General features: G+C 68.2%; 13 protein-coding genes. 12 read left to right on the top strand and 1 reads right to left on the bottom strand.

Annotation, left to right across the window (positions count from 1 at the left end; genetic code table 11):
* Positions 1-1,005, top strand: coding sequence for a thioredoxin family protein (locus CK944_RS02410; RefSeq protein WP_103171437.1), 1,005 nt, complete (start codon positions 1-3; stop codon positions 1,003-1,005).
* A gap of 80 nt (positions 1,006-1,085) precedes the next feature.
* Positions 1,086-1,694, top strand: coding sequence for an inner membrane-spanning protein YciB (locus tag CK944_RS02415; RefSeq protein WP_103171438.1), 609 nt, complete (start codon positions 1,086-1,088; stop codon positions 1,692-1,694).
* Between the two features lies 1 nt (position 1,695).
* Here the strand turns inward: CK944_RS02415 and CK944_RS02420 are convergent, their stop codons facing one another.
* The gene (locus tag CK944_RS02420; RefSeq protein WP_103171439.1) at positions 1,696-2,592 is read right to left on the bottom strand and encodes an alpha/beta hydrolase; all 897 of its coding nucleotides are present in this window, start codon (positions 2,590-2,592) and stop codon (positions 1,696-1,698) included.
* Positions 2,593-3,135: 543 nt separating this feature from the next.
* On the opposite strand from CK944_RS02420, the gene CK944_RS02425 reads away from it, so the two are divergent.
* From CK944_RS02425 to CK944_RS02470, 10 genes are all read left to right on the top strand, one after another.
* Positions 3,136-5,787: a ribonuclease E/G gene (locus tag CK944_RS02425; RefSeq protein ID WP_103171440.1), complete on the top strand. Its 2,652-nt coding sequence runs from the start codon at positions 3,136-3,138 to the stop codon at positions 5,785-5,787.
* 97 nt (positions 5,788-5,884) lie between these two features.
* Positions 5,885-6,628, top strand: coding sequence for a cytochrome c biogenesis CcdA family protein (locus tag CK944_RS02430; RefSeq protein ID WP_103171441.1), 744 nt, complete (start codon positions 5,885-5,887; stop codon positions 6,626-6,628).
* Between the two features lie 105 nt (positions 6,629-6,733).
* Positions 6,734-7,900, top strand: a complete 1,167-nt coding sequence (ftsW, locus tag CK944_RS02435) for a putative lipid II flippase FtsW (protein WP_103171442.1) — start codon at positions 6,734-6,736, stop codon at positions 7,898-7,900.
* On the top strand, positions 7,897-8,994 hold the full coding sequence (locus tag CK944_RS02440; protein WP_103171443.1) for a UDP-N-acetylglucosamine--N-acetylmuramyl-(pentapeptide) pyrophosphoryl-undecaprenol N-acetylglucosamine transferase: 1,098 nt from the start codon (positions 7,897-7,899) through the stop codon (positions 8,992-8,994). The genes ftsW and CK944_RS02440 overlap by 4 nt, the downstream gene beginning before the upstream one ends.
* Complete coding sequence (gene murC / locus CK944_RS02445) at positions 8,991-10,418, top strand: UDP-N-acetylmuramate--L-alanine ligase (RefSeq protein WP_103171444.1); 1,428 nt, start codon at positions 8,991-8,993, stop codon at positions 10,416-10,418. Before CK944_RS02440 ends, murC begins: the two co-directional genes overlap by 4 nt.
* A complete protein-coding gene (locus tag CK944_RS02450; protein WP_103171445.1) occupies positions 10,415-10,660 on the top strand; it encodes a DUF2484 family protein in 246 nt (81 codons plus the stop codon). The genes murC and CK944_RS02450 overlap by 4 nt, the downstream gene beginning before the upstream one ends.
* A complete protein-coding gene (locus tag CK944_RS02455) occupies positions 10,657-11,025 on the top strand; it encodes a hypothetical protein (protein WP_103171446.1) in 369 nt (122 codons plus the stop codon). The genes CK944_RS02450 and CK944_RS02455 overlap by 4 nt, the downstream gene beginning before the upstream one ends.
* 43 nt (positions 11,026-11,068) lie before the next feature.
* Positions 11,069-12,010 (top strand): UDP-N-acetylmuramate dehydrogenase, encoded by a 942-nt coding sequence (gene murB, locus CK944_RS02460; RefSeq protein ID WP_103171447.1) that lies wholly within the window; start codon positions 11,069-11,071, stop codon positions 12,008-12,010.
* A 203-nt stretch (positions 12,011-12,213) separates the two neighbouring features.
* Complete coding sequence (locus tag CK944_RS02465) at positions 12,214-13,104, top strand: D-alanine--D-alanine ligase (protein ID WP_229665143.1); 891 nt, start codon at positions 12,214-12,216, stop codon at positions 13,102-13,104.
* Positions 13,092-14,033, top strand: coding sequence for a cell division protein FtsQ/DivIB (locus CK944_RS02470; RefSeq protein ID WP_229665138.1), 942 nt, complete (start codon positions 13,092-13,094; stop codon positions 14,031-14,033). The genes CK944_RS02465 and CK944_RS02470 overlap by 13 nt, the downstream gene beginning before the upstream one ends.

A 14,033-nucleotide genomic window follows, 5' to 3' on the forward strand; every position in this document is an offset into this window, starting at 1 on the left:
ATGCTGACCGGACCGGCAGCCAGACAGATCAGATCCCTTGCCGTCGCGGGGTGGTGCGCCATGGCCCTGGGGCTTGGCGGGGGTGCCGCCTGGGCGCAGGGCGCGGATGGTCCGGTTGGCCTTCGCCAGGCGGACACGGCCGCACCCGGCAGCCCGGATCGCGCGGTGCCGGAAGGGCAGGGGGGCGATGCGCCGATCATCGCCGCCCCCAGCGATCCGGGCCGCTGGGCGCCGCCCCCCTCGACCGCCTATGTGCCGTCCGAGATGGGCGGCTTCAACAGCTTCGCCGCCGGAGAGACGGCGCCCCTGCCGATGGACCGCTTCAACCCCGGCGACCTGCCGGTGGTGGTCGAGCTGTTCACCTCGCAGGGATGTTCGTCCTGTCCGCCCGCCGACGCCATGCTGGCGGGCCTGTCGGACGAACCGGATGTCCTGCCGCTGTCCTTTCATGTCGATTACTGGGATTATCTCGGCTGGGCCGACAGCTTCGCCCGGCCCGAATTCACGGCGCGGCAGGAAGCCTATGCCCATGCTGCGGGGGAACGGGCGGTCTATACGCCGCAGATCATCGTGGACGGCCAGGATACCGCAGTGGCCGTCGGTCCCGCGCAACTGATGGGGCTGATCGACGCCAGCCGCGTCGCCCCCGCCATGGTCAGCGTCCAGCGGGAAACCACCCCCAGGGGCGAGGCGATCGAGGTGATGCCCCTGTCCGATCTGGGCGGCGAGGTGGAGATCGTGATGATCCGCTATGCCCCGGAACGCCAGGTGCACATGACGGCGGGGGAAAATCGCGGCAAGGTCGTCACCTATACCAATGTCGTCCTGTCGCTGGAACTGCTGGCCGAATGGGACGGGGCCGCGCCCCTGCGCATGACGGTCAGCCCCGACGGATCGGCAAGCGACAGCTTTCCCACCGATACCCGCCATGCCCTGCTGGTCCAGCAGGAACACGGCGGCGACGGGTTGCCCGGCCCGATCCTGGCGGCGATCCGGCTGGATTGACCGCCGGCCATCGGCCGGGGCTTGCCCGGCGGCCCGCAATGCGGGACAACCCCTGCGGAACAGCACAAGGGACGGATGCGATGAAGGAACCGAAAGCCTGGGTCTTGCAGGTGCTGGAATGGGGGCCGCTGCTGCTGTTCTTCGCGGTCTTCATGCTGAACCGGGGGGATCAGGTCGCGCTGTGGGGACAGGAATACACGGCCCTGGTCTTCGCCACGCTGGTCTTCATTCCCGCGCTGGCGCTTGCCACGGTGATCCGCTGGCGGCTGACCGGCAAGCTGGCGCCGATGCAGATCGCCACGCTGGTGCTGGTCGTGGTCTTTGGCGGCCTGTCGGTCTGGCTGAACGACCCGCGCTTCTTCAAGATCAAGCCGACGATCATCTATCTGCTGTTCGCGGGCCTGCTGGGCTTCAGTCTGATCACCCGGCGCAACTGGCTGGGCGCGATCCTGTCCGAGGCGCTGCCCATGGACGCCCAGGGCTGGCGCAAGCTGACCGGGCGCATGGCGCTGTTGTTCCTGGGCCTGGCCATCGCCAACGAGATCGTCTGGCGCGGCATGTCCGAGACGACCTGGGTTTATTTCAAGACCTTCGGGATGCCCGTGGTGATCTTCGTCTTCCTGATGGCGAATGCGGGGTTGTTCCGCGCCCATTCCATCGAGGTGCCGACCGACGACGCCACCAAATAGGTCAGGCCCTGACGCCGCCGAACTGGGCGGGCGGGGCCAGCAGGCGCGACCACCGGGGTTCGATCCGGCCCGGCAGGCGGGCACGCAGCATGGATAGCGGCAAGGCCCAGGGCTGGGCCATTGCGGTGCGATAGAAATCGAACAGCCCCCGGCGCAGATAGGGTGTCCAGTGCGACAGGCGCAGAAGCGGGCGTTCGGTCGGAAAGCCCAGCCGGTCCAGGGCCGCAAGGGTCGGGTCGTCGTCGATCTGCACGTCCAGCCAGTTGTCGGCCGGGCGATCCAGCCCGAAGCCCAGGGCCTGCCTGCGGCCCCGGTCCAGCCACAGTTCCATCGCGAAATCGAACAGGTCGTTTTCGCGCGACGTGATGTTCAGCACCTCGGCCCGCCGGCCCGCGGGGCTGTCCAGGGCGGCGGCGGCCGTGTCGCGGAACTCCGCCCCCGCCAACAGCACGATCCGGCCGATGCTGCCCGGATCCGCGTGGCGCAGCGCCTGCAAGCCGACCCGCGCGCCCAGGGAATGGCCGATCAGCGCGACCGGCCGCCCTGCCAGGCCAGCCAGATCGGACACAAGGGCCGCCACCGCGCGTCCCGCATCACCTGCCCGGCCGTAAGCCCGGCCCAGCATCCCCCGCGCTTCCCATCCGAAGGCCAGGGCCAGCCCCTCGTCCGGGGCATCCGTGCCAAAGCCCAGGGCACGCGGCCAGGACAGCACCCGCCTGTCCGCGCGGTCGGGTTCCAGCGACAGGATCAGGCGATGGGGATCGCAATGCGGCGCGGCCGGCGAATAGCGGTATCCGTGGATCATCACGATCACCGGCGCATGGGCAGGCAGAAGGCGGACCGTGTCGGCCAGACCGTCCGGCAGCCCGCCATCCGCATCGACCTTGACCACCGGCATGACGGTGCCTCCTGTTCCTGCCCAAGGCATGGGCCAAGGGTGCAACAGCGGCGTGAAAGAAGCGTTAAGGCTGCGTGACGCACGGTGCGCGCAACGCGTTTGCGCAGGCTGGATGCCGCCCATTCCGGGCCATGCCGTTTTCACCATTGAATTTTCCACCCGGCCCCCTCTATGTTGCGGCTATGCGTTTCGCGATCTTCAATTGAGGGTTGTGGCACGCTTCCAGTTTCGCAGCGCGACACCTCTGGCACCGATTCACGGAAGGCGGCATGTGTCACGCGGAAAGCCCGCCCGCGGCGCATGACCATGCGACCGGGCGATACCAGACAGCGGCGCGGCGGGCCTGGCGGCCTTCGCGTCAACCGTAAGGAACAGACGCGATGACGCGCGCAAGGGACGGACAGGATCGGAACGGGGGGGCATCAGGCCTTTCCCGCCGCATCGCCGTTGCCCCAGCCGCGCCCGTGTCCCCATCACAACGCGGCCTTTCGGCGGGGGTGCCCCTGGCACCGCCCGGCACAGGCGCGCGCGAAAGATTTGAACATGGCAAAGAAAATGCTGATCGACGCCACCCATGCCGAGGAAACTCGGGTGGTCGTGGTGGACGGAACCAAGGTCGAAGAATTTGATTTCGAGACCGTAAACAAGCGCCAGATTTCGGGCAACATCTACCTGGCCAAGGTCACACGGGTCGAACCCTCGCTGCAGGCGGCCTTTGTGGATTACGGCGGAAACCGTCACGGTTTCCTGGCCTTCGCGGAAATCCACCCGGATTACTATCAGATCCCGGCGGCCGACCGTGCGGCGCTGATCGCCGAGGAACGCGCCTATGCCGAGGCGCAGGAAGCCGAGGAGGCCGCCCGCAGCAGCCGCCGCAAGCCCCAGGCCGAACGCGCCGAGGCCGGCGACGAGGTTGCCACGGCCGACGCCCCCGAGGCTGACGAAACCGGCGCCGACGAGGATCGGGCCCAAGAGGCCGGCGAGGTTCGGGACACGGACACCGCCGAGGCTGACGGAAACGGCCACGACCACGACCATGACGGCGAAGCCGCCGCCAGCGATGCGTCCGACAAGGACGAGGAGATCGAATCGGTCGCCGAGGAAGACGTGGCCGAGGAAATCCGCGTCCAGAAGAAGCCGCGTCCCCGCCGCTACAAGATCCAGGAAGTGATTAAGGTCCGGCAGATCATGCTGGTCCAGGTCGTCAAGGAGGAACGCGGCAACAAGGGCGCCGCGCTGACCACCTATCTGTCGCTGCCGGGCCGGTACTGCGTCCTGATGCCCAATACGGCGCGCGGCGGCGGCATCAGCCGCAAGATCACCAACGTCGCCGACCGCAAGAAGCTGAAGGACATCGCGGCGGAACTTGACGTGCCCAAGGGCGCCGGCCTGATCATCCGCACGGCGGGCAGCCAGCGGACCCGGACGGAAATCCGGCGCGATTACGAATACCTGCTGCGGCTGTGGGAACAGATCCGCGACCTGACCTTCAAGTCCATCGCCCCCGCCCCGATCTATGAGGAAGGCGACCTGATCAAGCGGGTCATCCGCGACCTGTACAATTCCGAGATCGACGAGGTCCTGGTCGAGGGCGAGCGCGGCTATCGCGTGGCCAAGGACTTCATGAAGATGATCATGCCGACCCATGGCCGGGCCGTGCAGCAATATACCGACCAGATGCCGCTGTTCGCGCGCTATCAGGTGGAAAGCTATCTGGCCGGGATGTTCAATCCGGTCGTGCAGCTGAAATCCGGCGGCTATATCGTCATCGGCGTGACCGAGGCGCTTGTGGCCATCGACGTGAACTCGGGCCGGGCGACCAAGGAAGGCTCGATCGAGGAAACCGCGCTGAAGACCAACCTGGAGGCCGCCGACGAGGTGGCGCGCCAGTTGCGCCTGCGCGACCTTGCCGGCCTGATCGTCATCGACTTCATCGACATGGAGGAACGGCGCAACAACGCCGCGGTCGAGAAGCGGATGAAGGACAAGCTGAAATCGGACCGTGCGCGGATCCAGGTGGGCCGCATCTCGGGCTTCGGCCTGATGGAGATGTCGCGTCAGCGGCTGCGTCCGGGGATGCTGGAATCGACCACGCAGCCCTGCGCGCATTGCCACGGCACGGGCCTGATCCGCAGCGACGACAGCCTGGCGCTGACCATCCTGCGCGCCATCGAGGAAGAAGGCACCCGCAAGCGGTCGCGCGAGGTTCTGGTCCGCGCGCCGGTGACGGTGGTCAACTTCCTGATCAACCAGAAGCGCGAACATATCGCCGGGATCGAGGCGCGCTATGGCCTGTCGGTCCGGCTCGAGGCCGATCCGGCGCTGATCTCGCCCGATTTCGCCATCGAGAAGTTCAAGACCGCGACCCGCAACGTGCCCGAGGTGTCGCCCTCGGTCCTGTCGGTGGATGCCGATCTCATGGCCCAGATCGACGACGAGGACGAGGACCTGCCCGAGGAGATCGAGGCCGAGGCTGAGGTTGAAACCGAGACCGACGAAGGCTCTGAGACCGCGACCGCCGAGGATGAGAACGGGGAGGGCCGGTCCCGCCGCCGTCGTCGGCGTCGCCGCCGCAAGGGCGAACGTCCCGAGGGCGAGAGCGCCGAGGCCGGCGACGAATCCGAGGAAATCTCCGGGGACGCGACCGACAGCGCCGAGGAACCCGAGGCGGAGGAGGCCGAACAGAACGGCCGCCGTCGCCGGTCCCGGTCGCGCAGCCGTCGCCGCGGCGGCGATCTGCCCGAAGCCGGGGGCCTGCCCGAGGTCGTCGATCTGCACGATCAGCCGGATGAACGTGCCGAATCGCTGCCCGGCCTGAACGCCCGGCCGGAACCGCAGGATCCGCTTGCAGGCGCATCGCCCGCGGCAGAGGTGCCCGCAACCGACGCGGCGACCGAGGACGGCGAAATCGTCGCCCTGTCCGAAATCGCCGTCGAACCGCAGGCGGCCGAGGCCGAGGCACCCTCGTCCGAGGAAATGGCCCGCTTGCAGGCCGAGGAAACCGTGATCGCCCGGATCGTGACCGAGGCGTCGGAACAGGACCAGGCCGAGGAGCCTGCGGACGCCGCCCCCGATCCCACCCCGGATCCGGCGCCGGAACTTGCCCCCGAACCCGCCCCGGCGCCCGAGCCCGAAATGGCCGAGGCCGATGCGGATCGGCCCAAGCGGCGCGGCTGGTGGTCCGGCAACCGCTGACGACACGGGGGCGCGGGCACAAGGCACGCGCCCTTCTCGCCAAGGCGTGACGCAATGACCCATGGCTTGCGCCGCCCGAAAGGGTAAGGTGCCGGCCATGCTGGGAATCGAACTTGCCACCGCCGCCTTCCTGCCCGCCGCCCTTGTGGCGATGCTGGCCGGGATCCTGTCCTTTCTGTCGCCCTGCGTGCTGCCTATCGTGCCGCCCTATCTGGCCTATATGACCGGGGTGGGGGTGAACGGCCTTCGGGCGCAGGAACGCAGCGCCGTGTTGCCCGCGCTGTTCTTCGTGATGGGCCTGTCCACGGTGTTCCTGATCATGGGCTTCGCGGCGTCGGCCTTTGGCCGGGCCTTCCTGCAATATCAGGACCTTCTGGCCAAGATCGCAGGCGGCGTGGTGATCGTCATGGGCCTGCATTTCCTGCGGGTGATCCGCATTCCTTTCCTGGACCACGAGGCCCGGATCGACGCCGGCGCCCAGGGCGGCGGGGCGTTCGGCGCCTATCTGCTGGGCCTGGCCTTTGCCTTTGGCTGGACGCCCTGCATCGGCCCGCAACTGGGCATGATCCTGTCCCTGGCCGCGGCCGGGGGCGAACTGTCGCGCGGCACCGCGCTTCTGGCGGTTTATGCGCTTGGCCTGGGGATCCCGTTCCTGCTGGCCGCGATCTTCATCAATCGCGCCATCGGCTTGATGAACCGCATCAAGCCCTGGCTGCATGTGATCGAGCGTGTGATGGGCCTGCTTCTGGTGATCGTGGGGACGATGCTGATCACCGGGGCATTCTCGGCCTTTTCCTATTGGCTGCTGGAAACTTTCCCCGGTCTTGCGATGCTGGGCTGACCGTTGGGGCACAATCCCCAGTGGCGCGGACCCGATTTTCGCGCTATGCTGACCGGCAGACCCGGATAAACGGGCGAAACAAGAGGCAGTGACGGCGGTATCCCCATGACCGAGATGGTCTTTGGCACGACGCCCGTACGGGCGGGCGACCCGATTCTTCCACGCTGGTGGCGCACGCTGGACAAGTGGTCCCTGGCCTGCGTGCTGGGGCTGTTTTCCATCGGCATCCTGCTGGGGCTGGCGGCGTCGGTTCCGCTGGCGGAAAAGAACGACCTGCCGCGGTTCTACTATGTCCAGCGGCAGGCGGTCTTCGGGGCCATGGCGCTTGTGACCATGCTGGTCATCTCGATGATGTCGCCCCGCCAGATCCGGCGCATCGGCGTGATGGGCTTTGCGGCGGCCTTCGTGCTGATCCTGCTTCTGCCCCTGATCGGCGAGGATCACGGCAAGGGCGCGACCCGCTGGCTGTCCATCGCCGGCATCTCGATGCAGCCGTCCGAGTTCCTGAAGCCCGGCTTCGTCGCCATCTGCGCCTGGTTCATGGCCGCCGCGCAAATGGTCGGCGGTCCTCCGGGCAGGCTTTATTCCTTCATCACCGCCATGGTGGTCGTCATCCTGCTGGCCCTGCAGCCCGACTTCGGCCAGGCCTCGCTGGTGCTGTTTTCCTGGCTGGTGATGTTCTTCATCGCCGGTGCGCCGATGCTGTTCCTGTTGTCCGTGGCGGGGCTGGCCCTGGTGGGCGGCGTCTTCGCCTATGGCGCGTCCGAACACTTCGCGCGCCGCATCAACGGCTTCCTGAACCCCGAAATCGACCCGCGCACGCAGATCGGCTATGCCACCAAGGCCATCCAGGACGGCGGCTTCTTCGGCGTCGGCGTGGGCGAGGGAAGCGTGAAATGGTCGCTGCCCGACGCGCATACCGACTTCATCATCGCCGTCGCGGCCGAGGAATACGGCACCGTCATGGTCCTGGCGGTGATCACGCTTTACTGCACCATCGTGGTGCGATCGCTGCTGCGCCTGCTGCGCGAACGCGATCCCTTTGCGCGCATCGCCGGGGCGGGCCTTGCCTGCGCCTTCGGCGTGCAGGCGTTGATCAACATGGGCGTGGCCGTGCGCCTGCTGCCCGCCAAGGGGATGACGCTGCCCTTCGTCAGCTATGGCGGATCCTCGGTGATCGCATCGGGCATCGCCGCCGGGATGCTGCTTGCGCTGACCCGCACCCGCCCCCAGGGCGAACTGGCCGAGATCCTGCGCAGGGGCCGGGGATGAGCGTGGCGGCAGATGCACCCCTGGCCCTGATCGCCGCCGGGGGAACCGGGGGCCACATGTTCCCGGCGCAGGCTTTGGCCGAACTGCTGCTGGCCGAAGGCTGGCGCGTCCGCCTGTCCACCGACGACCGGGGCGCGCGCTATGCGGGCGGCTTTCCCGAAGGGGTCGAACGCAGCATCGTGCGGTCCGCGACCACCGCGCGCGGCGGGCTTGCGGGCAAGCTGACCGCGCCGGTCAAGATCGCCGCCGGCGTGCTGTCCGCGCGGGCGGCGTTTCGCAGGAACCGTCCCGCCGTGGTGATCGGGTTCGGCGGCTATCCGACGATCCCGGCCATGTCGGCGGCCCTGTCGATGGGCGTGCCGCGCATGATCCACGAACAGAACGGCGTGATGGGCCGCGTGAACCGCGTCTTCGCCCCCCGCGTCCACCGCGTCGCCTGCGGCACCTGGCCCACCGACCTGCCCCACGCCATCACCGGCGTCCATACCGGCAATCCGGTTCGCCAAGCCGTGCTGGACCACGCAGCGGCCCCCTATGCCGCGCCGGGGGATGGGCCGCTGCATCTGCTGGTGATCGGCGGCAGCCAGGGCGCCCGCGTCCTGTCCGACGTGGTTCCCGCCGCCATCGCCGCCTTGCCGGGCGACATGCGCGCCCGCCTGCATGTCAGCCACCAGGCCCGCCCCGAGGACGCCGACCGCGTCGCCGCCGCCTATGCCGAGGCGGGCATCGATGCCGAGGTGCAGCCCTTCTTCACCGATGTCCCGGAACGGCTGGCGCGGTCGCAACTGGTGATCAGCCGGTCGGGCGCATCGTCGCTGGCCGACATCACCGTGATCGGCCGCCCCGCGATCCTGATCCCCTATGCCGCCGCCGCCGGCGATCACCAGACCGCCAATGCCCAGGCCTTGGCCGAGGTGGGCGCGGCCTTGATCCATCCCGAATCGGTGCTTGACGCCCCCGGCCTGACGCGCGACATCCGCGCGATCCTGAACGACCCCGCCCGCGCGGCCCAGATGGCCGCCGCCGCGCTGTTTCTTGCCCGCCCCGACGCGGCGCGGCGCCTGTACGACCTTGTCACGGAGATTGCCCGATGAACGCCGCCACCAAACTGCCGCATGAACTGGGGCCGATCCACTTCATCGGCATCGGCGGCATCGGCATGTCGGGCATCGCCGAGGTGCTGCTGACCCTTGGCTATGACGTCCAGGGCAGCGACGCGAAGAAGTCCAAGATCACCGACCGGCTGGAAACCCTGGGCGCCCGCGTCTTCGAAGGCCAGCGGGCCGAGAATATCGGCCAGGCGGGCGTGGTGGTGATCTCGACCGCGATCAAGAAGGGCAACCCCGAGCTTGAGGAAGCGCGCCGCCGCGGCCTGCCCGTTGTCCGCCGGGCCGAGATGCTGGCCGAGCTGATGCGGCTGAAGTCGAACATCGCCATTGCCGGAACCCACGGCAAGACCACGACCACCACGATGGTCGCGACCCTGCTGGATGCGGGCGGGCTGGATCCCACGGTCATCAACGGCGGCGTGATCCATGCCTATGGGTCCAACGCGCGGGCGGGCGCGGGGGAATGGATGGTGGTCGAGGCCGACGAATCCGACGGCAGCTTCAACCGCCTGCCTGCCGATATCGCCATCGTCACCAACATCGACCCCGAGCATATGGAGCATTGGGGCAGCTTCGATTCGCTGCGCAAGGGCTTTTATGACTTTGCCTCCGGCATCCCGTTCTATGGCCTTGCCGTCTGCTGCACCGACCACCCCGAGGTGCAGGCCCTGGTGGGCAAGCTGACCGACCGCCGCGTCGTGACCTTCGGCTTCAACGCCCAGGCCGATGTGCGGGCGATGAACCTGCGCTATGAAAACGGCATCGCGCATTTCGACATCGCGCTGCAGGGCGAGGGCCCGACCGAGACGGGCGATGTCGAGATGATCGAGGGCTGCACCCTGCCCATGCCCGGCGACCACAACGTCTCGAACGCGCTTTCGGCCGTGGCGGTCGCCCGCCATCTGGGCATCAAGAAGGCGGAAATCCGCGAGGCGCTGGCGAAATTCGGCGGGGTGGGGCGGCGCTTTACCCGCGTGGGGGAAATCAACGGCGTCACCATCATCGACGATTACGGCCACCATCCGGTCGAAATCGCCGCCGTGCTGAAGGCCGCGCGCCAGGCCACCAAGGGCCGCGTGATCGCCGTCCACCAGCCGCACCGCTATTCGCGCCTGTCGAACCTGTTCGACGACTTCTGCACCTGCTTCAACGAGGCCGACGTGGTCGCCATCGCCGAAGTCTATGCCGCAGGCGAGGATCCGATCCCCGGCGCCACCCGCGACGACCTGGTGGCGGGCCTGATCGCGCATGGCCACCGCCACGCCCGCGCCATCCTAGACGAGAACGACCTGGAACGTCTGGTCCGCGAACAGGCGCGGCCCGGCGACATGGTGGTCTGCCTGGGGGCGGGCACGATTTCCACATGGGCCAACGGCTTGCCGGAACGGCTGCAAGGACGGGCCGCATGATGCATTCGGCGGTCCTGGCACTGGCTGTGGTGATGGGCTGGCTGCTTCTGGCGCGGCTGGCCCGAACCCTGCGCCCGCGCCAGCGGCAGCGCGCCTTGTGGGCCTTGATCGCCACGGGCGTGCCGATCCTGGGCTGGCTGACCTATACCTGCGGCCCCTTGGCGGGCATCGGCTTCCTGACGCTGGGCGTGCTTGTGCTGGTCCGCCTGCCGCTGAGGACGCGGAGCCGGGCGGCCCCGTGATCCTTTTCTATCTGGGTGTCGCCCTTGTGGTGCTGTGGTCCGTCTGGACCGGAGCCACCCGCATGGCCGCACGATCCTTTCGCCCCTTGCTGCTTGCACTGGCCGCGCTTCTGGCCGGGGCAGGGGTCTGCTGGCTGATCGGTTCGCGGAAATCCGACTACTCCGCGCTGTTCGCCACGATCATCGCCCTGCTGCCGCTGCTGGCCGCGGGTTCCGTGGCTTTCGGCGCGGCCCTGCGATGGGTGCATGATGCGACCCGCCGTCGCATTGCCTCGGATTCCGACTGGCCCCCTGCGCGTCTTTGGGATGTATGGGGCCTTTGCGCGCTGTCCGCCCTTTCGGTGATCGCCGCCCTTCTGGTCTGACCCGCCGGTTGACCCAGGGCGCGCCGCTGGCTACCACACCGCCATGATGACCGACCTTCCCACCCCCCGTGGCACGCTGACCCCCGACCGTCCCCTGGACAGCCTGACCTGGCTGCGCGTCGGCGGCCCGGCCGACTGGCTGTTCCAACCGGCTGACGAAGACGACCTGGCCGATTTCCTGCGCGATCTGGACCCGGCCATGCCGGTCTTTCCCATCGGCGTGGGCAGCAACCTGATCGTGCGCGACGGCGGCATCCGGGGCGTGGTGATCCGGCTGGGGCGCGGCTTCAACGCCATCACGGTCGAAGGCGACTGCGTCACCGCAGGCGCGGCGGCGCTTGACGCGCATGTCGCGCGGCGGGCGGCGGATGGTGGGCTGGACCTGACCTTCCTGCGCACCATTCCCGGCAGCATCGGCGGGGCGGTCTGCATGAACGCGGGCTGCTACGGCAGCTATGTCGCCGACCATCTGGTCCAGGCCCGCGCCGTTACCCGCCAGGGCGAGCGCATCGTGCTGGGCCATGACGAGTTGCGCTTTGCCTATCGTCACGCCGAACTGCCCCCCGGCTGCGTGCTGACCGAGGCCACGTTCCGCGCGGCCCCCGGCGATCCCGATGCGCTGCATCAGAAGATGGCCGACCAACTGGCCCGGCGCGATGAAACCCAGCCCACCCGGGAACGCAGTGCCGGGTCCACCTTCCGCAATCCGGCGGGGTTCAGCTCCACGGGCCGGGCGGACGATGTCCACGACCTCAAGGCCTGGTCGCTGATCGACCGCGCGGGCCTGCGCGGCCACAGCTGGGGTGGGGCGCAGATGTCTGAAAAGCACCCTAATTTCCTGCTGAACACCGGCGGCGCGACCGCAGCCGAGCTTGAGGCCCTGGGCGAACTGGTCCGCCGACGGGTGCTGGAGGACAGCGGCCACGATCTGCAATGGGAAGTGATCCGGATCGGCGATCCCCTGGGCGATTCAACCGAGAATTGATTAACGATTTTCGCAACAATCTTTAGCGGATAGCTAAAATTCTCCTTTTGTGATTTCCGCGCATCAGCTATTCTTTCCCGATAAGCGCAGATCGGGGTCCAACCCGGCAGCGCGGGGACAGAAATCCCGGATCAACCGGGGCGAAAGGCGAAAAAGACGTGGCGGGCAGGTCGAGCAGGACAGCCCATACCGTAGCCGTTCTGATGGGCGGACCCTCGGCCGAGCGCGAGGTGTCGCTGTCATCGGGGCGCGAATGCGCGAATGCGCTGCGGGTGGCGGGCTATGAGGTGATCGAGGTCGAACTGGGGTCCGAACGCGGCGCCGATCTGGTCGCGCGGCTGGCGGGCCTGCGCTGCGACGTGGTATTCAACGCCCTGCACGGCCGCTTTGGCGAGGACGGCTGCGTCCAGGGCATCCTGGAATGGCTGGACCTGCCCTATACCCATTCGGGCGTGCTGGCCTCTGCCCTGGCGATGGACAAGACGCGGGCCAAGGATGCGCTGCGTGCGGCGGGGTTGCCGGTCGTGGACAGCGTGATCGCCGCTGCTGACGAGGTGCGCGCGCGCCACGTCCTGACCCCGCCCTATGTGGTCAAGCCGAATGACGAAGGGTCGTCCGTGGGCGTCTATATCGTCCATGACGGCGCCAACCAGCCGCCGCAATTGGCCGACACGATGCCCGCGCAGGTGATGGTCGAAGCCTATGCGCCGGGGCGCGAATTGACCACGGCGGTGATGGGCGACCGCGCCCTTGGCGTGACCGAGATCGTGACCGAAGGCTGGTACGACTATGCCGCCAAATACTCGGTCGGCGGATCGCGCCATGTGATTCCCGCCGACATCCCCGACGACATCGCCGAAGCCTGCCTGGATTATGCGGTCCGCGCGCACCGGGCGCTTGGCTGCCGGGGCCTGTCGCGCACCGATTTCCGCTGGGACGAGACGCGGGGCCTGGACGGGCTGATCATCCTCGAGGTGAACACCCAGCCCGGCATGACGCCGACCTCGCTTGCGCCCGAACAGGCGGCCCATGCGGGAATAGAATTTCCCGAACTGATGCGCTGGATGGTCGAGGACGCGCTGTGCCCGAAGTGATCGACCACCGCCCGAACCGACAGCCGCCGCCCGTCAAGCGCGATCCCGCGCCCTCGCGCCTGCAATACCGGCTTGAACGCATGTGGCTGCGCCCGATCTGGCGCCGTGCGGTGCGGATCGGCGTGCCCGCCTTCCTGATCGCCATGACGGCAGGGCTGTGGCTGGCGGACGAGGATCGCCGCGCCGTGCTGACGGACGGCGTCCATCAGGTGGTCAGGAAGGTCCAGAGCCGCGAGGAATTCCAGGTCACGACCATGGTGGTCGAGGGCGCGTCCCCGGTGGTGGACAAGGCGCTGCGCGCGATGCTGCCGGTGGATCTGCCCGCCTCCAGCTTCGACATCGACCTGACGGCGCTGCGGTTGCAGGTGATGCAGCTTGACGTGATCGAATCGATCGACCTGCGCATCAAGCCGGGCGGGATCCTGTCGGCCGTCGTCAAGGAACGCGAACCGGCGATCCTGTGGCGCCATGCCCGCGGGATCGAGATCCTGGACCGGAACGGCCACCGCGTCGCATCCGTCACCGCGCGCGACGTGCGCCCCGACCTGCCCCTGATCGCGGGCGAGGGCGCCGATCTTGCGGTCCCCGAGGCCCTGGCCCTAATGGACGCCGCCGGGCCGATCCTGCCGCGCGTGCGGGGCCTGGTGCGCCGGGGGGAACGCCGCTGGGATCTGATGCTGGATCACGGCCAGCGGATCATGCTGCCCGCGACCGGCGCCGTGATCGCGATGGAGGCCGCGATGGCGCTTGACCGTGCCCAGGACATGCTGGGCCGCGACATCACCGCGGTCGATCTGCGCAATCCGTCGCGTCCGGTCCTGCGGCTGGGCATCGACGCGCGCAACACCATCCGCGAAGCGCGGGGCGAGCCGCTGCTGGGACCGGATGGCAAGGTCTTGCAGGAAGAGGAAAAAAAGAAGGGGGGCTGA

Origin of the sequence: Paracoccus sp. SY (assembly GCF_002901215.1) — a bacterium.
GTDB lineage: Bacteria > Pseudomonadota > Alphaproteobacteria > Rhodobacterales > Rhodobacteraceae > Paracoccus > Paracoccus acridae.